The sequence below is a fragment of the Agrobacterium sp. fls2-241-TYG-188a genome (genome assembly GCF_030209845.1).
This window is the reverse complement of record NZ_JARVRD010000001.1, coordinates 306,991-327,356: the sequence shown is the minus strand read 5'-3', so window position 1 is coordinate 327,356 and position 20,366 is coordinate 306,991. Positions and strand designations below refer to the sequence as shown.

Sequence of the window (20,366 nt, the reverse complement as noted above, 5' to 3'; positions counted from 1 at the left end):
GCGAAATAATGTCGTGTCCGCAAGGCCGCGTCAGCGGCTGGCGGCCTGGCTTGGAAACAGATCGGCGGGAGACAGAAGCCGCGGCAGGATTTTCTGCTCATGCAGCTCCTTTGCAAAATCACCGATCATCTTTTCATTGGCCGCAAGCCCGTTCAGGTTCCACGAAGGAGAAAGATCGGCAGCGCAGCGGCGCAGCTCATCAATCATCCAGGGTGTCGTATCGGCGTATTTCTCTCTTTTTTCCAGCCACATGCTCTGCGATGCGTCCAGAAGATCGCTCAATTCATCCATGATCCACGGATGTTCGCGCACAACGCCCGCCTTGAAGCCGATGAGATGCATACCCGGCACGTAGCCGACATCGTTGAAGTAACTGACTTCGGCGGAGCGATAATCGTCCAGAACCTGTCGCAGCGCCGAATCCTTGTCGAAAAACCCTTTCGGCATGAAGGGGGTGAACACGGCATCCAGCCCGCCTTCCAGCAGAAGATCGACCATGGGTCGCTCTCCGGGCACCGCCTCGATGCGGCCTGGCCTGCCAAAACCGTCCAGCCGGTCGGTAATGGGGTGATCCTTCGTCAGGCGTCCGGCATACCACATCGCGTCTTCAACACCGACACCTTCGCGGCGAAGGGCTGCGCGGGTCCATGTGTTGCCGGAATCCCGCCAGCCGGTAACGCCGATCTTCTTTCCTGCAAGGTCCGACAGCTGACGAACCAGGCTGTCCTTGGCAGTGATAATGCAGCGGTGCCGGAAGCCGCGCATGATGAAATTGGGCACACCAACGACCGTTTCATCCCCGTCATGCCGCATCTGCGCATAACGGCTGAAAGACATTTCCGCGGCGTCGAACAGAGGATCCGTTCCGACATTGGAAATGAGGGTGCCGACGCGGTCTACAACGACCTTCAGGCGGGGCGAGGATACATCTCCGAGAACGAGAGGGGTCATATAGTCCCAGTCACGGAGTGCGAGGCGAAGCGTTACGGTCATGCACATGCTCTCAAAAAAATCTCGATAAGAAAAAGTTAAATGTTCAAATTACAAACATCAAATGTTATTACGTTATTGAACATTTAAAAAGGTGAATTTATGGACGATCTCTACTCCGCCAAGTGGCTTGCTGAAAAAATAGGCGATCGGAGCATTCGCGGCATTGCACTGGAAACGAGTGCCCTCATCCGCGCGGGCGTTCTGCCGGTGGGCACCCGCCTGCCCTCCATCCGCGATCTGGCCTATGAGCTGGAGATCAGCCCGGCGACGCTTTCAGAAGCATGGGCTGACCTGAGGCGTCACAAGGTGATTACCGGGCGTGGCAGGAATGGAACATGGGTGAGCGGCGACCGCTTTGTGGCCAAGCCGGAGCGATTTGCGAGTGCCGGCAATTACGGACCGAACGCGCTGGATCTGACCCTGGCCGTGCCGGACCCTTCACTCCTGCCACCCTTGGCACAGGCGCTGACCCACGCCGCAAGGGTGGAAAAGCTCAATGATTACGAGCGGGTCCGGATCATCCCGGAGCTTCATGAGGCGGCGCTTGCGCGCTGGGCTTATGAGCCGGAGGCCTTTCTGGTGACCAATGGCGGCTACAACGCCGTCTATACAGCCATCCGCGCACTCGTTTCACCGGGCTCAGCGGTTGCCATCGAAAATCCGACAGCCATGCGGCTGCTGGATATTCTCGAGGATTTTGGCGTCAAGATCATTCCTGTTCTGTGCGATGAGCACGGACCAACGCCGCAGTCCCTTCACGCCGTCCTGCAGCAGCGCCCGACCGCCTTCCTGTTTCAGCCACGCCTGCATTCCGTGACGGGACAGACCGTCAGCCCTGACCGGCTGGCGGAACTGGGCGATATCCTCGATGGCACCGAGACCCTCATTATCGAAGATGACGGGCTGGGCGATATTGCCGGCATTCCCACTCAATCTCTGGGTGGACGTTTTCCCGAAAGGACGATCCACATCGTTTCCTATTCAAAAACCCTGGGACCCGACTTGCGGCTGGCGGTGCTTTCCAGTTCTGCATCCATTGTCGAGCAGATCCAGTCCTACCGGGCATTCAGCGCCGGATGGACAAGCCGCGTGTTGCAAAGCGCCACGGCATGGCTGCTACGAGAGCCGCACAGTTTCGACATGGTGGCGAAGGCGCGCGCGATCTATCAGCAGCGGCGCGATGGGCTTGCCGATGCGCTCAACTGTCGGGGTGTGCCGGTTTCCGCCGGCAGCGGGCTTTGCCTGTGGTTGCCGGTTGCCTCCGAGGGTTTTGCCACCGTAACGCTGGCGGCGCGCAACATTGCCATCAATCCCGGACGAAAATTCTCGCTTTTGCCCGGCGATTATATTCGCGTGGCCACATCTATGCTTGGCGAAGACAAGTGGGACAGCGTTGCCGATGCGATTGCGCTGGCAAGCACAGTGTGAGGTAGCAGGGAACCAGCAGCGCCGCATGTAGTTCCCTGTTTCTGACGGACAGAAAAAGATCGGAACAGCGTGGACGTGTTGGGGACTGTTGAAGAAATCTGGCGATATCCTGTGAGCTCGCTGGGCGGCGAAAGGCTGATGTCGGTGGAGCTTGCGGAACATGGTATCGCGGGCGATAGAGGCTGGGGCATTGTCGATGTCGAAAACCGCCAGATCGCCGCACCGGAAAAAGAGGCGCGTTGGCGCCCCGCACTCTTCCTCAATGCAAGAATGGCGGGTGATGTGCCGGAAATCGGCTTTCCCGATGGTGACTGGCTGTCCGTGCTTGGCAACAGCATCGGCGTGCGGCTATCGGAACATTTCGGCTTCGAGGTAGCGGCATGGCCTTACGGGCAGGCTGATGTGGGCCAAGAGCCCGACGCACATATCGCAACAAACCGCTATGAGCCCAGCCCACTGCACCTTTTGACAACAAATTCGCTGGAGCAGCTTTCGGCCCTTCTGGGCAACGAGAGCGTGGAGAGCAGACGGTTTCGCCCCAATATCGTTCTTCGTATGCCGGGCGGCGATGACTTCTGCGAGGCCACGTGGCCGGGGCAGCGCCTGCGGCTCGGAGATGCGCTTATTGCCGTGAGCGAAGAGACGAAACGCTGTGGAATGACGTTGATTCCACAGCCGGATTTACAGGAAAACGCCGACATCCTGCGGACGATTCTTAGAAAGAACCGAAGAAACTTCGGCGTCTATGGCTCAACCGAACGCTGCGCCATGATTTCGATAGGGGATGAAGCAGAGATCGTCGGGGCCTGATCAGGCCGCCGACAATTGCAGTTGCGCGTTCGTTTCCAGGATGGCCTTGGACACGACACTGCCGATATCCCGGGCGCTGGTGATACCCTGAACGAAGGGCAGCTTGTGCAAGAGGAAGGCGATGGAGCCGCAATAAAGCCTGTTGGTGAGATTGTCCTGAAAGATGGGGCGGAACTTCTCGTCCAGATCAACGCCACCCGTGCGAACCAATGCACCTTCGCCATCCACCAGAGAGGGCACCGCGCTTGTTGTGGCCTTGCGCATGACGCCCTGCTGCTTCAGCGTCGGGAAGGGGATGTCGCGCGCCGAGAGCGTGTGCTGGCCGGTCGCATCGATGAAGGCATCGAAAGTGTAGGTGTTGCCCTGCGCCCGCACGACCGCTCCGCGCTCCACGCTTTCGTTGTCGATCTCGCTTTCGTTCCCAAGTGCCTGGATATCCAGCTTGCCTGCACGGTAGAGCGCCAGCAGCCGCTGGATCGAGGCGTGCGGCACGGTGGCGTAATCATCCACGAAGACGGTCTTGAAGTATTTATGAAAGCGCTCCAGATCCTTCTCGTCCAGATGCGGAATTGCCAGCGCGATCACCTCATGCATCCGTAAGATGGCATAGCGCCATTCCACCGTATATTTGGCCTTCTTGTTGGCTTCCGCTTCCGCCAGATTGCGCGCCGCCCACTGGAAAGGCGGTGTTGTTTCGCGGTCGTTGAAATAGGCCTTGGCAATGGTTTCAACCGTCAAGAATGACAGGCCGATACGGGAGGCATATTCGGGATCGCAGAACAGAAGCTCGGCCTTGAACAACTCGAACACAGCATCCAGCAGGTCGTGACGGCGTGTGGCGATGAGGGTTTCGATGGCCGCTTCCGTGCAGAATTGCAGGGGACGATAGGGAATTTCGCAATAGAAGTCGGCTTCCGGCAAGACGCCCTTTCGCGACATCATGGTCACGTGCAGACCGTCCGTTTCGGCCATGGGATGATATTGCAGAACGCCCTGCTCATCCAGCAGGAAGGATCCATGTGCGGTCGCAACCGTAATGAGGGCATCGATACCGCTGAGCGACGTGCCCAGAATACCGACCCTGCATGGCCCGATCTTTTTCAAGGCGGGAGCCGGCCATGGCGACATGTAGTAGCCCGGCTTGACCTCGGTCGTTTCCGGGAAATCGTGGCCCGTGGCCATGACCACGTGATCGAAGGCGAATTCCTCCGTCGTGCCATCAGGCGCGCTGACGCTCAGGCGTATATCCTTCTGACGCAACTCGATATCGCGCACGCGATGCGATGCCCTCACGTCGATGCTGTGGCCATTGGCCTTGCCGATCTCGATCAACTGCGAAAACTGCGAGAAGAGAAACTCGCCCAGAACAACGCGAGGATAGAATTCACGGTCGGCAATCAACGCACGCTCTATGCCGAAACGCTGCAACTCCTCGTCCGGCTGGCGGCGAAGCCAATCGGACAAAGTCTCGCAGACAGGTGGCAGTTCGATGCTGGCGATGTTGGACAGCATTGCCTGATCGTTGAGGTCCGGATGGTAGGGCGTACCCTTGCCCGGATCGGCTTCGCTTTCGAAGATGGTGATCGAAAGCGGCTCAGCTTTGCCCACCAGTCCCTTCAACGTATATATTCCCGTAGGACCGGACCCAATGATAGCAATTTTCGATGACATGGATAGAATGAACCCCGTAAGAAACGCCCGATGGCGTTCTTAGAAACCACGAGGAGCCTTCGAAGTTCCCTTGCGACAGGAACAGCATTGGCGGAATATTAGCGATGCCACGGCATTCGCCGTCTCACATTTGAACCTAGCTCGCCGGAACACGTTTTTCGCCCATGGATTCATCGCACAGCAATCTTCTGACCTCGCTTCACTCCGGCTACCGGGCCGTCATCATCGGCGCCAGTGGCGGCATCGGATCGGCACTCCTCGACCATCTGCGCAACGACGAGAATTGTGCAGATGTCATCGGCCTTTCGCGGCGGCACGACGGGCTTGATTTGACCGATGAGCACAGTATCGAAGCCGCGGCAAAGGGTCTTGGGGCTGAGCCGATCCAGCTTCTGATCTGCGCAACGGGTGTCCTTGGCGTCGATGGACATTCGCCGGAAAAGGCCCTGCGTCAGGTAGAACCCGAGGCGATGCTGAAACAGTTCGCGATCAATGCCGTGGGGCCTGCCCTGATCGCCAAGCATTTCCTGCCGCTTCTCGACCGCAAGCAGCGCGCCATCGCCGCCTTCCTGTCGGCACGCGTCGGCTCAATCGGCGACAACAGGCTTGGTGGATGGATGTCCTACCGGGCATCGAAGGCTGCGCTGAACCAGATTGTCCATACGGCAGCCATCGAATATGCCAGAACCCACCCGCAGGCTGTGCTGGGTGCCATCCATCCAGGAACCGTGCGAACGAAACTTTCCGAACCTTTCGCCGGGGGGCACCGCACCGTGGCACCTGACGAGGCGGCAGCATCGATCCTGACCGCACTCGATGGATTGACCGCCGAGGCGAGCGGAACCTTCATTGCCTATGATGGGAGTAGCATTCCCTGGTAGTGCGGAGTTTCCGAATGGGGTCGCGTCTCTCTGATAGAGCGAAATCGGCAATCGCCATGGGATGTGTAGCGGCTACCTGCATGGCGGCCAGTCTTCCATCACAAACAGCTTTCGCGAGCGAGGAGCGTGAACAGCCCTGCCTTTACGAGCGGGCGAACGAAAGCGAACGCCTCTGCCTGCGCCGGGAAACCTTCAACGCCGACCTGTGTCGCACGATCGAGCATTTTGCCCGGGTTCACACGGTCCCGCCCGCTTTTTTCGCCCGGCTGATCTGGCGTGAGAGCCTGTTTCGCCCGGAAGCGGTCAGCCACAAGGGGGCGGAAGGCATTGCGCAATTCATGCCCGGCACGGCCAGGCTTCGCGGCTTGAACAACAGTTTCGATGTCATAGACGCACTGGACGCATCGGCTGCCTATCTTAACGAGCTGAAGAACCGCTTCGGAAATTTCGGTTTTGCGGCAGCAGCGTATAATGCCGGAGAAAACGGGCTTTCGCGTTATCTCGCCGGTGGAAGACTCCAGATAGAAACACGCGACTATGTTTTTGCAATTACCGGGCAGCCCGTGGAGACGTGGAAGGATTCCCCGCCCCAGACGGCAGCACCGGAACTGAACAAGGATCTGCCGTTTCAGGACGCCTGCCTTGTGCTTGCCGACACCCGCCAGATGCAGGAGCCGGTTTTTGCGGGTTCAGCAGATTGGGCGCCATGGGGCGTCCAGCTTGCCGCCCATTATCGACCCGCCATTGTCGAGCGACTGTTTACACGCGCGGTCAGCCGATTGCCTTCACCGCTCAACGAAGAGCGGGCACTGGTGGTGCGACAGCGCGGCGGAAATTTTGGCAACCGACCGCGCTATGCGGCACGGCTTGGACGGGAAACGCGCGCCGAAGCCAACCGCCTGTGTCAGGACATTCGTGCCGCAGGCGTTCCGTGCACCGTATTTAAAAACCGCTAGCGAAACCTTGCTTCAGCACATTTGGAGCCAGAACACCCCGGCAAAGACGATGATGGTGGATGCCAACCCTGCCAAGGCGACATATCTGGCAATAGGCAGGATTGTCTCACCGCCCGCCTCGACCTTCCTGTGAGGCAGATACAAGAGCGCCGACACCGAGACTGCCACCACAAAGGCGACGATGGTCGTTAACCGCAGCAGCGATATGCCACCCAGCATCATGACATCCCATCCCGCCCGACAGCCAACAGCTTGGAGGCCGTAAATGGCGGAGAAATAACCGGCCCAGAGAATGAGCGGGCCTGCGAGAGCAAACAATATCCGGTACCGCATGACTTACCCTCCCGGCTGCAAGGCGGCCAACAGATAGGGATATATGGCAGCAATCAGAACCACGGCGAGACAATAACCGTGCCAGAGCCTTCCGATAACGAGATCGTTCTGTCGTGTCGCCGAAACATAGCCGCTACGGAGCCGGTAGAGACAAAAACCGGAAAACACCGTACCCAGGACAAGATGGACCAGCAGATAGCTGGAAACCGCGAATTTGACCGCTTCCAGTGCGTGAGCGCTCGCGGTGGAATTCATGGAAAGGTCAAGAAGGATGAGAGCGGCGGCGATGACATAAGCCGCGAAAGAGGCAACGAGCATGGCCTTGCCGATGATGACCCGGCCAAGCGCACTGCCACCCGCCCCGCAACAGGTGGCAATAAGGCCAAATGCCAGGGCTGACAGATGCGCAGTTCCGGCTTGTGAGGCCGGAATTCCTTCCCCTGCGGGTGTCGAGACCCACAGGAAAACTCCGCCGAACAAAAGGGATGAGAACAGGGTGGCGTTGGCAACCAGCGTGAGGCGCATGGCCAATATGCTGGGTGCATCGGTATGTTCGAAATGAAGCGGCAGACGTGACGATGGCGACGCGATCATTTCGCCCCAGTCGGTTCTGGCGGCATTGTTGCATGTCCAGAGCAGGAAGAGGCCGAGGGTGAGCAGAGCAAAGACAGCAGATGCAGGATAGAGCTTGAACAGAAGGCTGACGAACACCCCTCCGGTGGCAAGGGCGGTATAGAGCGGCAGATAGGTCGGCGTCGGAAGAACGATGATCTGGTTGGCCTTTCCAGAAACCGCATCGACACCGATTGTTTCCATCCAGCCATTTCGACAAAAGCCGAGAAAGCCTTTTCCAGCGGCGAGTTGTGCGGCAAGGCGATTGATCGGAAGATTGTCGGCACGCGTGGCAATCTCAGGAATGGAGGCAAAACTGTAAGGCGCTGGCGGCGTCGGCATGGCCCATTCCAGCGTCCCCGCGCCCCACGGATTGCGGCGGAAAGGCTTCCCGAAGAGGAAGATCAGAACGATATCCAGCGCCACCAGCATGAAGCCCATGGCCATGATGAAGCTGCCGAAGGACGACAGAAGATTGAGCCACTCCCAAGGCGATGCTTCCGGATAGGCGAAAGTGCGGCGCGGCATCCCCAGAAGCCCCGTCAGGTGCATCATGAAGAAGGTCAGATTGAAGCCTATGAAGATCATCCAGAAGGCGGCGCGCGACAGGTGCTGCACCGGTTGGCGCCCGCTGATATGGGGAACCCAGTAATAGATGCCGGCCAGCATGGGGAACAGAAAGCCGCCGACCAGCACGTAGTGAAGGTGGGCAACAACGAAATGCGTGTCATGCGCCTGCATGTCGAAGGGCACCATGGCAAGCATGACGCCGGTCAACCCGCCGATGACGAAGACGAAGAAAAATCCGAAGACATGCAGCATGGGAATGTTGAGGCGGGGTTTACCCTGCGCAAGCGTGGCAAGCCACGCGAAAATCTGGATGGCTGTGGGGATGGCGACCAGCGCACTTGCCGCTGAAAAGAACGACAAGGCTACATGCGGAATGCCGACCGTGTACATGTGATGGACCCACAGGCCAAAGGACAGGAAGGCCATGGCCATGAGCGAGGCGACGATGATGTGATAGCCGGTCAGCGTCGTTCTGGCGAGCACGGGGATGATAGTGGACAAGGCGCCCGCTGCGGGCAGAAAGATGATGTAGACTTCCGGGTGCCCGAACAGCCAGAAAAGATGCTGCCACAAAAGCGGGTCCCCTCCCCGGTCAGGATCGAAGAACGGCAGGCCGAAGGCGCGTTCGGCCTCCAGCAGCATTGAACCGAGGATCAAGGGGGGGAAACCGACCAGCATCATGCCGCCGACAACCAGCATGTACCAGGCAAAGATCGGCATTCTGACAAGCGACATGCCCGGCGCACGCATACGTATGATGGTGACGACGATCTCAATAGCCGCGCTGATGGCGGAGATTTCGACGAAGGTTATGCCCAGAAGCCAGATATCGGCATTGATGCCGGGGCTGTAACGCGACGAGGACAGGGGCGTGTACATGAACCAGCCGCTATCTGGCGCGACACCGCCGAGCAAGGCGACGATCAGCATCGAGCCGCCGAAGAGGTAGCACCAGTATCCGTAAGCCGACAATCTGGGAAAGGCGAGATCTCGGGCCCCGAGCAGCTTGGGCAACAGATAGATCGACAACCCCTCGAAAAACGGGATGGCGAACAGGAACATCATGATGGTGCCATGCATGGTGAAAACCTGCGCATATTGCGCGGCATCCATGAAGGCATTGGAAGCGGTCGCAAGCTGGGTGCGGATCAACATGCCAAGGAAACCGCCAATGGCGAAGAAGACCAGAGCAGTCACCATGAAGCGGATGCCGATGACATTGTGATTGACGGCAGCGAGCCGCTTCAGACCCTTGCCGCTGCGCCAGACGGCTTCCAGCTGCCGATGCAGGGCAAGCGAGGAGATGGGTTCTATGGTCGTTTCGCGGTCCGTCACTGTTGCAATGTCCTGAGTGTGTTTTGAAAATTCTCAACGCTATGGGCCTGCACGCGGAAATTCATTGCGCTGTGACCTTCGCCGCAATATTCCGCGCAAATGCCGCCGAATGTGCCCTCAACATCCGCTCGCAAGACGATGCTGGTTGTTTGTCCCGGAATGGCGTCGATCTTGCCGCCGAGCCTTGGCACCCAGAAGCTGTGTATCACATCCGTGCTTGTCGTCAGAATTCTGACGGGTTGACCAACAGGAATATGAAGGACGTCCTGACTGTTGATCTGGTTGCCGTCCTGCTCATAGACAAAATCCCAGCCCCACATCCTTGACGTGGCGGTTACGGTGACAGCGGGCTCCAGTGCTTCTGCGCCGAACAGTTTTTCGCCCTGAACGAAGGCATAGGCAAGGAGTGCCAGAAGGACGGGTATGGGCATGGCGAGACCGCCCCATCCGATCCATTGTTTCGGCGTGACGTTTTCAACCAGCCGGGGCGCGAAGAAAACGATGTAGAGCAGCATCATGATGAGGGTAAAAAGGCCAACCGCGCCCGCCAGCATGGCCCACCAGAGACCCGCTATAGCCTGAGAGGACGGACCTGCTGGATCCAGAACTGAAAGATCGCCGGAACACCCGGCTAGAACCGCAGCAAGCGGTAAAACTGCCGTTAGCGGCCGGAACCGCATCGGCGATACGCGTGTTGACCTGACATCAGGAGGTAACCCATGGCAGATACAGGCAGTCCCAACCCCGTCATTTCCAAGGTGGAAGAAAAGACCACGAATTCCGCCGTGGCCGTTGCGGGTCATCCGCTCCATGCCATGACGGTTCATTTCCCTATTGCGCTTGTGATTGCGACACTTGGGACCGACGTTTTCTACTGGTGGAGCGCCGATGACTTCTGGGCGCGCGCGGGGCTTTGGGCTTCCGGTGGCGCATTCTTCAGTGGACTGGCCGCAGGCACGATCGGCACCGCAGAACTTCTGCTGGTCGCCGGCATTCGCGCCCGCGTCGCAAGCTGGGCCCATGGCATTGCCGCGATGGCTCTGATCGGGGTTATGGGAGCGAACTGGGGTGGCCGCGTGACCGCGACCATCGATATCTTGCCGCATGGGCTGGGATTGTCCCTTCTGGCTGCTGTCCTGACAGGACTGGCCGGGTGGCACGGTGGGAAGTTGATTTTCGATCACGGCATCGGCCTCATGGTATCGGCCAAGGACTGATCTTCGAGATCATGCTTTTCAGTGCTCCCGGTTCAAAGAAGCCGGGGGGCACCGAAAAATCGACCATGGGACGAGCCAGCACCACGAAAAGAATGCCGCACACGACCCCGCCGCTGAGGATTGTTGCGGTAACGAAGCGCCAGACGGGATAGACCTCACCCTCCTCAAAAAGCCTGATAATAACGAGGCCCGTCATGACGTGGATGACGACGAGCATCCCGACCAGCATGAGCTTGACAGAAAACCAGCCGCTATAGGGCTCCTGCAGGAAAATGAGCCCTGTTCCCGACGCAATGGCGACGAATGCTGCGGGCGAAAGAATTCTGACATAGGAGAAGCGGACGATCTTTTGCAGCCGGAAAAGATCCTGATCTTTGCTGATATGAGCACGTTGCACGTAAAGGCCCGGAAGGCTGACAATGCCCGCCGCCCAGAGCGCAATCGCCGCGATGTGAATGAATTTGAGCCAGACTGCCATGGGCTCAGTTTCCCAAGGCTTGGTGGCCGCAGAACAATCGCTTGCGCAAGACAAAGACCGCAGCTGCTGCATAAGGCGCAAAGCCCAGCGTCCACATCAAAACGCCGGAAAGCTGCTGGTCGCCCAGTGGGGTGAAGCCGAAAGCCTGTGTCGTCAACAGATGCGGCGCAAAAAGCGGCTGGGGTGCGAAGGTCAGGATTGCCCCGAGAAAGCCCATCTGCACCATCGTCCCGACCGCCAGCCCCACGGACGACAGCATCGACGTCTTCTCAGACAGGATCCGCAGCCACAGCCACACGGATGAGCCGATCAAGGCAGCCTGCATCAACCAGTATGGCAGAGTACCCGACAGCGCGAAATCATAGGCGAATGGTAGATGCCACGTCCAATAAACGACGGTGTGAAGAAGAAAGACCGCCTCTGCCGGGACCTTCAAGGCCTTCATAGGAGAGGCAAGCAGCAATGCCGCAGCGATTGGCGCGGCGACCGAACCGACCAGGATATGGTGGATGGTGCGGGCTGAAAACAGTGCCGTTGAAAGGGCGCAAAGAGGGGAGACGAAGGCGATGACGAGGACAAGTGACAGCAGTATGGTCAATCCGCGATGCCGATCATCTGACCGAGCGTGCAGAACTGCGATGACGGATACCATTGCCAGAACGAGAACAGGATCGAGATTCCAAGCATATTGAAGATCCTGGCTGTCTGGAGCAGGCCCGCAATAGGGATCCAGTGTGCTCGGCAAATTGTTACCCCCGTGTGCGATGCGTGACGTGTCTCCTCATTCCCGCAACGCGCCCCCCACCCAAGGGTTCCAAAATAGTTCCCTGACAGGATCACAAAAAGTTTTCCGCAACGTCGCCTGTGTGTCCATGACGGCACTGTGATGCAGTTCCGAGCCCGGCATCATCCCGCGCGTGGAACCATCGCAAGGCTCATCTGTTGGCTCATCACGCAGAGCCATGAGGTGACCGGGTGGAACAAAAAGTCAAATACAAGCAATACACGATGCCCACAGGCGGGTGGGGTTCTCTCAAATCAGTCTTTGCCGATGTGATCCAGCAACGCGCCATAAAGACGGCGCCGGGGCTTCTGAAGGATCACAACAAGGTCGGCGGTTATATGTGCACCAGCTGCGCATGGGCAAAACCTGGCAAGCCGCATCTGGGCGAGTTTTGCGAAAACGGCGCAAAGGCAACATTTTGGGACCTGACATCCAAGCGAACGACGCCAGAGTTTTTCGCGAAGCATACCGTCAGCGAACTTCTCAAGTTGCCGGACTATGATCTGGAAAACGAAGGCCGCCTGACGCACCCGATGCGCTACGACGCGACCACAGACAAATATGTGAGCGTGAGCTGGCAGGAGGCGTTTGCAGACATCGGGCAGAAGCTCAAGGGTTTCGAGCCATCATCGGTCGTCTTCTATGCTTCAGGCCGCGCTTCGCTCGAAACATCCTACATGTATCAGCTTCTGGCCCGCCTTTATGGCAACAACAACCTTCCCGACAGTTCTAACATGTGCCACGAGACAACCTCGGTTGCCCTGCCGCAAAGCATCGGCACCCCCGTCGGCACGATACTTTTGCATGATTATGAGCACACCGATTGCATCTTGTCCTTCGGTCAGAATGTCGGCACCAACTCTCCACGACTGTTGCACAGCCTGCAGGAAGTGCGTGAGCGGGATGTCCCGATTGTGGTTTTCAACCCCCTGAAGGAGCGCGGCTGGCAGGAATTCGTCAACCCCCAGCGTCCCGGCCAGATGGCCACGAACAAGGCAACGCAGATTGCCACGCAATATTATCAGGTGAGCGCCGGTGGCGATATTGCCGTGATGATGGGCATGGCGAAGTTTCTGTTCACATGGCACGACGAGGCGAAGGCGCGGGGTGAGGCCGGCATTCTGGACGAGGACTTCATCCAGCAGCACACGCATGGCTTCGAAGCCTTCGAGGCACAGGTTCGGTCAACTGACTGGGCCGAGATCTTGCAGGTTTCAGGACTAAGCTCGGCCTCTATCGAAGCGGCGGCGCGGACCTACTCCAAGGCAAAAGCAGTGATCGCCATCTATGGCATGGGCCTGACGCAGCACAGATATGGCGTGGACAATGTTCAAACGCTGATCAACCTTTTGCTGATGCGCGGCAATATCGGCAAGCCCGGCGCAGGCATCTGTCCGGTGCGCGGACATTCCAACGTTCAAGGCCAGCGTACGGTCGGCATTTCTGAGAAGACCGAGCTTGTTCCTCTCGACCTTCTTGCGGAACAATACGGCTTTGAGCCACCCCGCGAAGATGGACTGAACACCATCGAGGCCTGCGAAGGCATTGTGAAGGGAACGGTCAAAGCCTTCATCAGCCTTGGCGGCAACTTTGTGCGTGCCATCCCCGAGAGCGAACTGATGGAGCGCAAATGGCGCGATCTCGACCTTTCGGTGCAGATTGCCACCAAGCTGAACCGCAGCCATCTGGTAACAGCGGCGACGACCTATATTCTTCCCACGCTGGTCCGCTCGGAGATCGACGAGCAGCTGTCAGGGCCGCAGATCGTGACCATGGAAGATTCGACGACCTGCATCCACGCCTCGCGCGGGAAGTACAAGCCCGCGCATGAGGAGTTGCTGTCGGAACCGCGCATCGTCGCCGAGATCGCCAAACATGCGCTGGAACCCAACCCAAAGGTGCCGTGGGAAGACTGGGTCAATAATTATGCGCTGGTCAGGGACGCCATCGAGGCCACCTATCCCGAGCCATTCAGGGACTTCAACGGGCGGCTCGACATACCCGGCGGCTTCCCCAGACCTGTGCCCGCACGCCACCGCGAATGGCACACGGACACCGGCAAGGCGAACTTCAAGCTGCCGAAATCCTTGAACGCCAGTTTTGCTGCCGCCGAGGACGGCGATGTGTTGCGGCTTATAACGCTGAGGTCCAATGACCAGTTCAACACCACGGTCTATGGTTACGATGACCGCCTGCGCGGCATCCACAAATCGCGAATGATCGTGATGATGAGCGCCGATGATCGCATCCGGCTTGGCATTGCGAAGGACGGTTTGGCACGCATCACCACCGCCGTCGATGACGGGATCTTGCGGACGATGACCAATTTTCAGGTGATCGATTACGACCTGCCATCGGGAACTTGTGCTGCATATTACCCGGAATGCAACCCTCTCATACCGCTCTGGCAATATGCGGAAGAAAGCAAAACGCCTGCTGCAAAATCGGTGCCGGTGCGGATTGAGCCTGCCTGACACGACCGCTGCGAGTTGGCCAGCCTTAAGAGCTGGCCTCTCTGGCAAGCTTGTCGGCAAGCTCATTGCCGACATTTCCATTATGGCCCTTGCACCATGCAACCCCGACGCCTGGATTTTGCCGAAGCATGAGGTCCATGCTCTTCCACAGGTCCGCATCCGGTATAATTCGGCTGCGCTTTTTCGGGTTCGGATTGTAACGCTTCCAGCCGTTATTGCTCCAGATGGGGCGCCAGACATTGCACCCTTCCACGACGTAGTTTGAGTCAGACCAGATGGTGATGGCGGCAGCGTCTATGTTAGTCATGGCCCACTCAAGCGCCTTGACGGCAGCCACGAGCTCCAGCGTATTGTTGCTATCGCCATCGAAGCTACCGGCATGGGACGAAGTGATCCTGTTTTCGTCGCTCGTCGCTACGAAAGCCCAGCCGCCCTTCTTTCTGGCAGCATCGTAAGAGCCGTCGATATAAAGATGGAGCATGGCTCCGTTCGACACGCTCGAGTTTGGCCCGGAAGCACTGCCATGCACCTGCTCTTCTTTTGACGTCAGTGTCACTGCAATGGCTGCCGCTGAATGCCCGACAGCAGGGTGCGGATGAAAAGCGCGCCGTCCACGCAAAGTCTGAACTTGCCACGCCGCAATGCCCATTCCGTCACGAGCCCACCGACGATGGCAGAAACCATGGAGGCGGCCTTTTCAGGCGTCCAGGGTGCCGCGAGACCCGGGCCTGCGTCGACGGCGGTGAAAATGCGAAGAAGGAGATCATTCATTTCTTCTGGAAACGTATCCTGCCCTTCCTCGTCATTTTCCGTCAGCACAATATCGAGCCGCATCATGACAAGCAGCAGACCGCGTTGGCGCGGGTCCTTTTCGAACCGCGCGAACATGTCCTGGATAATGTCGATCAATGTTTCGATGGAAGGACAGCCCTTGCCCTCGGCAAGTTCGTCGGCGAAACGCCGGAACGGCTCCTGCGCACCGTTTCTCAACGCCAGTAAAAGACCCTGCTTGTTCTTAAAATGCCAATGAATGGCGCCGCGGGTAACGCCGGACTGCGTGGCGATTTCCTCAAGGCTGACCTTGTCGTAGCCCTTATCGAGGAAGAGGGTCTCGGCAGCCTGCAAGATCTGACGCCCGGTTTCCGCAGCCTGATCCTTGGTTCTTCTCACCCTACGCCTCTCTAATCACCTATTTTCGAATATGCTTCTATATGGTGAAATAGGGCAAAGCAAATCAGCGGCATGCTAAAAAATGATCCAGACCCAGCCGCCATCCGCCTCCCGGCTTATGACTGTCCCGACGGGCCTTGCGCGTCGGGACAGTCGGTTCCGTCGTTACACTGTTTTCGGTTCTGCCTGTTTCGCCTTGCGGGAGCGGAACAGTTTCGTGACCAGTACGAAGAACACCGGCACCATGACAATTGCCAGAAGCGTGCCCGTTACCGTGCCGAAGAAGGTCGCATAACCAATGGCGTGGCGAGCGCCGGCGCCGGCACCGGTGGAAATGACCAGCGGAATGACACCCAAGCCGAAGGCAAGAGACGTCATCAAGATTGGTCTGAAGCGAAGCTTCGCTGCCTGGCAGACCGCGTCGAATGCGCCCTCACCCAGATTGGCCATGCGCTCACGGGCAAATTCGACAATCATAATGCCGTTCTTGCCGGTGAGGCCGACGACCGTCAGCAGTCCCACCTGGAAATAGACGCCATTGGACTGACCGCCGATCCATGCGCCCAGAAGCGCTCCCAGAATACCAACCGGCATGGCGAGCAGGACGGCGACCGGAATTGTCCAGCTTTCATATAGGGCAGCCAGGCAAAGGAACATGGTTGCGAGCGCCAGACCGTAAAGCGGCAGAGCCCCCGCGCCAGCATCCTTTTCCTCAAGGGACATACCCGTCCACTGCAGGCTGAAGCCGGGCGGCAGCTTTGCTGCAAGCGCTTCCATTTCCGCCAGCGCCTCACCCGAGGAAAAGCCTGCTGCGGGAGACCCTTCAAGCTCCATGGCTGGCAAGGCGTCATAGCGGCTGACCTGCTGGGGTCCGAAAACCCAGTTCTGGCTGGCAATGGTCGAAAGATCGACAAAGTCGCCGTTGCCATTGGGAACGCGCCACAGGGCAAGATCTTCAGGCCCGGTGCGGGCATCCGGCTCACCCTGAACATAGACGCGCTTCATACGACCTTCATAGAGAAAGTCATTGACGTAGGAGCTTGACCACACGGTCGTCAGGAACGCGCCGACATCCGCCGCACTCAATCCCACCGCGCCAGCCTTGCCCCAATCGATGTTGAGTTCGAACTGGGAGGCGTCTTCCACACCGTTCGGTCGAACCGCCATGAGCTTGGGGCTCTTGGCAGCCATGCCAAGCAGCATGTTGCGGGCTTCCAGAAGCTGCTCATGGCTTTGGCCAGCGCGCGCCTGAAGATAGGCGGTAAAGCCGTTGGAGTTGCCCAGTTCCGTGACGGCGGGTGGCACGAGCGGAACGACGATCGCTTCCTTGATGCCGCCCATCAGAGGGCCGAAGGCGCGGGCCGCGATGGCCTGGGCGGAGTTTTCCCTGCCCTCACGCTCTTTCCAATCCTTGAGCTTGACGAACATCATGCCCATGTTCTGGCCCTGCCCGGCGAAGGAGAATCCACGCACCGAGAATACGGACGCAACATTCTTCCCTTCGGCGTTCATGTAATAGTTTTCGACCTTGCGCAGCACGGCTTCCGTGCTTTCGGCAGTCGTTCCGGGCGGGGTCTGGATGATCGTCAGGAGGCTGCCCTGGTCTTCATCCGGAAGGAAGGATGTGGGCGTTTTCTGGTAAAGCGACACCATGACGCCAACCAGAACCAGATAGACGAGGAACATGCGGATCGGTCGTTTCGCAGAGCCGGACACGACCTTGCCATAGCGATCCGTAAGCCAGGAAAAGCGACGCTCGAAAGCGTTGCTGAACCGAACGGCCAACCCGGCCTTGGCATGGGGATCGTGCGCCTTGAGGATCGTGGCGCAGAGAGCCGGTGTAAAGATCAATGCGACCATGACCGACAGCGCCATGGCAGACACGATGGTAACCGCAAACTGCTTGTACATTTCGCCGGTGGCACCGCCGAAGAATGCCATCGGCACGAAAACCGCTGAAACCACCATACCGATGCCGATGAGAGCGCCCTGGATTTCAACCATGGACTTCTTTGTCGCCTCGACCGGATCGAGATGCTCGTCGCGCATGATACGCTCGACGTTTTCCACCACGACAATCGCATCATCCACAAGCAGACCGATGGCAAGGACCATGGCCAGCATCGTCAACGTGTTGATGGAAAAACCAAGCGCTGCCATGATGCCGAAGGTGCCAAGAAGCACGACTGGAACCGCAAGCGCCGGGATAAGGGTTGCGCGGAAGTTATGAAGGAAAAGGAGAATGACGAGAACGACGAGCGCAATCGCCTCGATGAGCGTGTGAACCACCGCCTCGATGGAAAGCGATACGAAAGGCGTTGTGTCATAGGGAATGACGTAACTCACGCCCGCCGGAAGATATTCTCCGAGTTCGGCAACCTTCGCCTTGGCCAGCTCCGCCGTCTCCAGCGCATTTGCGCCTGATGCGAGCTGAATAGCCATGCCCGATGCGGGCTTGCCATTGTAGAAACCAGCAATTTCGTAGTTTTCCGTACCCAGTTCAGCGCGAGCGACGTCACGCAGAAGGACCAAGCCTCCATCCGTATCGGCGCGCAGAACGACACGCTCGAAGTCCGCAGGTGTCTTCAAAAGTGACTGTGCGGTCACCGTCGCATTCAGCAGCTGCCCCTTGGGTGCCGGCATCGCACCAAACGAACCCGCAGAAATCTGTGCATTCTGCGCGCTGATGGCATTGATGACGGTGTTGGGGGACAGGCCGTAATATTTCAGCTTCAGCGGATCCAGCCAGATCCGCATGGCATATTCCGAACCGAAGACTTCAACCTTGCCAACGCCTTTAAGGCGGGAGATCGGCTCGACCATGTAGGAGTTGAGATAATCCGAAAGGTCGACCGCAGTGCGAGCTCCGTCATCGGAAATCAGAGCGATAACCATGAGGAAGCCCGTCGTGGATTTTTCGGCCGTAACACCCTGGCGGGTGACTTCCGCAGGCAGGCTGGCCTCGGCCTGGCTCAGCTTGTTCTGAACCTGAACCTGAGCAATATCGGGATCAGTACCGAGCGAGAAATTGAGTGTGATGGAGGCGCGACCTGTCGAGGTCGTCGACGACTCGATGTAGCGCAGGCCATCTAGCCCCGTCATTTCCTTTTCGATGATCTGGACGACCGTATCGGCGACCGTTTCAGCCGATGCGCCGGGATAGGTTGCGCCGATAACGACGGCGGGTCCGGCAATCGACGGATACTGCGAGATGGGCAAACGCAGGATCGACAGGACGCCGAGCCCCATGATGATGATCGCTATGACCCACGCGAAGATGGGCCTGTCTATGAAAAACCGCGCCATGGATTAGTTGCTCCCTGCCGGAGCGGCTGGCTGTACCACCGGCTGCGTGTCAATTTCGACCGGTGCGCCTGGCTTCACCTTCTGGAAGCCGGTCATGACGATCTTGTCGCCTGCCTTTAGACCATCGCTCGTGACCCAGCGATTGCCAGCGCCAGCAACGACTGTGACCGGACGTGGTACGATCTTGCCATCTTCCACGAGCCAAACGGAAGATTGACCCTTGGCGTCGCGCATCACCGCGCTTTGTGGCACGAGTGTCGCATTCTTGGTGACGGCCTGTGGCAGTTCGACTTCGACATAAAGACCAGGCAGCAGCTTATGGTCCGGATTGGAGAAGGAAATTCGAAGGGTCACCATGCCGGTTGTCGGCTCGACACGAGGCTCGGCAGCCTTCAGATCACCCCTGATGGGATAAGTCTGGCCGTTGGGGAGGATCATGGTTGCGACGGACATGGCCTGGCCACCGCCAGCACGCTTGTCGGAATTCCACCGTAAAAGATCGTTTACCGATTGCGTGACGTCGACATAGATCGTGTCGAGCGCGCGGATTGTCGTCAATGCTGTCGTCTGCTGCGCGGCCACGAGCGCACCTGCAGTCGCGTCGGAAAAGCCGATAACACCCGAAATAGGTGCCTTGATGGTCGTTCTATCGAGATCGATTTCAGCGGTTCTCAACTGCGCAAGCGCCACCTGAAGTGCAGCCTGCGCCTTGTTCCGGTCAGCGATCTTGGTGTCGCGATTGGACGCAGAGCCGACATTGTTTGCGAATGTTTCTTCCGCACGTCGCGCGTCGACAACAGCGAAGTCGTAACTCGCCTGAGCCTGAGCCACATTCGCCTTGGCCGATTCGACCGCTGCGACATAGGTCTCGTCTTCGATCTTGTAGAGAGCCTGTCCGGCCTCGACCTTCGCGCCTTCCTCGAAAAGACGTTCGCGGATGATGCCGTTGACCTGTGGCCGGACCTCGGAAATCGTGGACGGCTTGATGCGGCCTGGCAGGCGGGCGGTCAGCGTGAAGTCTTCGACCTTTGCTTCCTCCACCGTGACCTTGGGAGTTGGAGGTTGCTGGGCAATGACCTTCCCGGGAAGGACGACGCTTGAGAGGATAAGGGCAAGGCCGACCGTCTGCCCACGCCGGAACTGAGTTTTCTGGACCATTTTCCACCTTTTCGATGCACGGGTGTTGCCGGACGACAAGACGCATCGCCGCATAATCTCGTATACATACATTCTGAATGTAAATATCAAGTGAATTATTTCGTTTGAATATCCGGGCGGTGATTTACGCCCTATTTCGATCATCTGGAGCTGTATCCTGATACGTGCTACGCGCTAGAGGGGATGGCGC

At 58.3% G+C, this 20,366-nt stretch carries 17 protein-coding genes; 6 read left to right on the top strand and 11 right to left on the bottom strand.

From position 1 onward, the window contains the following. Positions 1-30: 30 nt before the first annotated feature. Positions 31-993 carry a substrate-binding domain-containing protein gene (locus QRN85_RS01380; RefSeq protein ID WP_113098730.1) on the bottom strand — a complete coding sequence of 321 codons (963 nt, stop codon included), beginning with the start codon at positions 991-993 and terminating at the stop codon, positions 31-33. A gap of 99 nt (positions 994-1,092) precedes the next feature. On the opposite strand from QRN85_RS01380, the gene QRN85_RS01375 reads away from it, so the two are divergent. Both QRN85_RS01375 and QRN85_RS01370 read left to right on the top strand, forming a co-directional pair. Further along, positions 1,093-2,421: an aminotransferase-like domain-containing protein gene (locus QRN85_RS01375; RefSeq protein WP_113098731.1), complete on the top strand. Its 1,329-nt coding sequence runs from the start codon at positions 1,093-1,095 to the stop codon at positions 2,419-2,421. A gap of 69 nt (positions 2,422-2,490) precedes the next feature. Continuing rightward, positions 2,491-3,231: an MOSC domain-containing protein gene (locus tag QRN85_RS01370; RefSeq protein ID WP_284756948.1), complete on the top strand. Its 741-nt coding sequence runs from the start codon at positions 2,491-2,493 to the stop codon at positions 3,229-3,231. On the opposite strand, the gene QRN85_RS01365 is transcribed toward QRN85_RS01370, so the two are convergent. Next, positions 3,232-4,902, bottom strand: coding sequence for an FAD/NAD(P)-binding protein (locus QRN85_RS01365; RefSeq protein ID WP_284756946.1), 1,671 nt, complete (start codon positions 4,900-4,902; stop codon positions 3,232-3,234). 164 nt (positions 4,903-5,066) lie between these two features. Here QRN85_RS01365 and QRN85_RS01360 point away from each other — a divergent pair, with 164 nt between their 5' ends. Both QRN85_RS01360 and QRN85_RS01355 read left to right on the top strand, forming a co-directional pair. Beyond that, a complete protein-coding gene (locus QRN85_RS01360; RefSeq protein ID WP_284756944.1) occupies positions 5,067-5,783 on the top strand; it encodes an SDR family NAD(P)-dependent oxidoreductase in 717 nt (238 codons plus the stop codon). Between the two features lie 14 nt (positions 5,784-5,797). Beyond that, positions 5,798-6,739: a lytic transglycosylase domain-containing protein gene (locus QRN85_RS01355; RefSeq protein WP_284756943.1), complete on the top strand. Its 942-nt coding sequence runs from the start codon at positions 5,798-5,800 to the stop codon at positions 6,737-6,739. Positions 6,740-6,751: 12 nt separating this feature from the next. Here QRN85_RS01355 and QRN85_RS01350 read toward each other — a convergent pair whose 3' ends face one another. From QRN85_RS01350 to coxB, 3 genes are read right to left on the bottom strand one after another with little or no spacing between them, the layout of a single operon-like run. Then, positions 6,752-7,072, bottom strand: a complete 321-nt coding sequence (locus QRN85_RS01350; RefSeq protein WP_284756942.1) for a hypothetical protein — start codon at positions 7,070-7,072, stop codon at positions 6,752-6,754. 3 nt (positions 7,073-7,075) lie between these two features. Beyond that, positions 7,076-9,589, bottom strand: a complete 2,514-nt coding sequence (ctaD, locus tag QRN85_RS01345; protein ID WP_284756940.1) for a cytochrome c oxidase subunit I — start codon at positions 9,587-9,589, stop codon at positions 7,076-7,078. Beyond that, positions 9,586-10,269, bottom strand: a complete 684-nt coding sequence (gene coxB, locus QRN85_RS01340) for a cytochrome c oxidase subunit II (RefSeq protein ID WP_284756938.1) — start codon at positions 10,267-10,269, stop codon at positions 9,586-9,588. The genes ctaD and coxB overlap by 4 nt, the downstream gene beginning before the upstream one ends. A gap of 39 nt (positions 10,270-10,308) precedes the next feature. Between coxB and QRN85_RS01335 the strand changes: the two genes are divergently transcribed. Beyond that, positions 10,309-10,806: a DUF2231 domain-containing protein gene (locus tag QRN85_RS01335; RefSeq protein ID WP_112960635.1), complete on the top strand. Its 498-nt coding sequence runs from the start codon at positions 10,309-10,311 to the stop codon at positions 10,804-10,806. Here QRN85_RS01335 and QRN85_RS01330 read toward each other — a convergent pair. Next, entirely contained in the window at positions 10,784-11,284 is a 501-nt protein-coding gene (locus QRN85_RS01330) for a CopD family protein (RefSeq protein ID WP_113098737.1), read from the bottom strand. The genes QRN85_RS01335 and QRN85_RS01330 overlap by 23 nt on opposite strands. 4 nt (positions 11,285-11,288) lie before the next feature. After that, on the bottom strand, positions 11,289-12,029 hold the full coding sequence (locus QRN85_RS01325) for a cytochrome c oxidase assembly protein (protein ID WP_284756934.1): 741 nt from the start codon (positions 12,027-12,029) through the stop codon (positions 11,289-11,291). A gap of 230 nt (positions 12,030-12,259) precedes the next feature. Between QRN85_RS01325 and QRN85_RS01320 the strand changes: the two genes are divergently transcribed. Further along, positions 12,260-14,542 (top strand): FdhF/YdeP family oxidoreductase, encoded by a 2,283-nt coding sequence (locus QRN85_RS01320; RefSeq protein WP_284756932.1) that lies wholly within the window; start codon positions 12,260-12,262, stop codon positions 14,540-14,542. A gap of 25 nt (positions 14,543-14,567) precedes the next feature. On the opposite strand, the gene QRN85_RS01315 is transcribed toward QRN85_RS01320, so the two are convergent. The 4 genes from QRN85_RS01315 to QRN85_RS01300 all read right to left on the bottom strand — a co-directional run bounded on the left by QRN85_RS01315 (position 14,568) and on the right by QRN85_RS01300 (position 20,176). After that, a complete protein-coding gene (locus QRN85_RS01315; RefSeq protein WP_284756930.1) occupies positions 14,568-15,023 on the bottom strand; it encodes a ribonuclease H family protein in 456 nt (151 codons plus the stop codon). 71 nt (positions 15,024-15,094) lie between these two features. Further along, entirely contained in the window at positions 15,095-15,712 is a 618-nt protein-coding gene (locus QRN85_RS01310; RefSeq protein ID WP_284756928.1) for a TetR/AcrR family transcriptional regulator, read from the bottom strand. Positions 15,713-15,877: 165 nt separating this feature from the next. Further along, complete coding sequence (locus tag QRN85_RS01305; RefSeq protein WP_062590123.1) at positions 15,878-19,018, bottom strand: efflux RND transporter permease subunit; 3,141 nt, start codon at positions 19,016-19,018, stop codon at positions 15,878-15,880. A gap of 3 nt (positions 19,019-19,021) precedes the next feature. Next, a complete protein-coding gene (locus QRN85_RS01300; RefSeq protein ID WP_284756925.1) occupies positions 19,022-20,176 on the bottom strand; it encodes an efflux RND transporter periplasmic adaptor subunit in 1,155 nt (384 codons plus the stop codon). Between the last annotated feature and the right edge of the window lie 190 nt (positions 20,177-20,366).

Excerpts from the sequence above, each read along its gene's own strand:
- QRN85_RS01355 (WP_284756943.1), top strand. The coding sequence starts at position 5,798 with ATGGGGTCGCGTCTCTCTGATAGAGCGAAATCGGCAATCGCCATGGGA.
- QRN85_RS01315 (WP_284756930.1), bottom strand. The coding sequence starts at position 15,023 with ATGCTCCATCTTTATATCGACGGCTCTTACGATGCTGCCAGAAAGAAG.
- QRN85_RS01305 (WP_062590123.1), bottom strand. The coding sequence starts at position 19,018 with ATGGCGCGGTTTTTCATAGACAGGCCCATCTTCGCGTGGGTCATAGCG.
- QRN85_RS01365 (WP_284756946.1), bottom strand. The coding sequence starts at position 4,902 with ATGTCATCGAAAATTGCTATCATTGGGTCCGGTCCTACGGGAATATAT.
- QRN85_RS01360 (WP_284756944.1), top strand. The coding sequence starts at position 5,067 with ATGGATTCATCGCACAGCAATCTTCTGACCTCGCTTCACTCCGGCTAC.
- QRN85_RS01380 (WP_113098730.1), bottom strand. The coding sequence starts at position 993 with ATGACCGTAACGCTTCGCCTCGCACTCCGTGACTGGGACTATATGACC.
- QRN85_RS01375 (WP_113098731.1), top strand. The coding sequence starts at position 1,093 with ATGGACGATCTCTACTCCGCCAAGTGGCTTGCTGAAAAAATAGGCGAT.
- QRN85_RS01350 (WP_284756942.1), bottom strand. The coding sequence starts at position 7,072 with ATGCGGTACCGGATATTGTTTGCTCTCGCAGGCCCGCTCATTCTCTGG.
- QRN85_RS01335 (WP_112960635.1), top strand. The coding sequence starts at position 10,309 with ATGGCAGATACAGGCAGTCCCAACCCCGTCATTTCCAAGGTGGAAGAA.
- coxB (WP_284756938.1), bottom strand. The coding sequence starts at position 10,269 with ATGCGGTTCCGGCCGCTAACGGCAGTTTTACCGCTTGCTGCGGTTCTA.
- QRN85_RS01330 (WP_113098737.1), bottom strand. The coding sequence starts at position 11,284 with ATGGCAGTCTGGCTCAAATTCATTCACATCGCGGCGATTGCGCTCTGG.
- QRN85_RS01300 (WP_284756925.1), bottom strand. The coding sequence starts at position 20,176 with ATGGTCCAGAAAACTCAGTTCCGGCGTGGGCAGACGGTCGGCCTTGCC.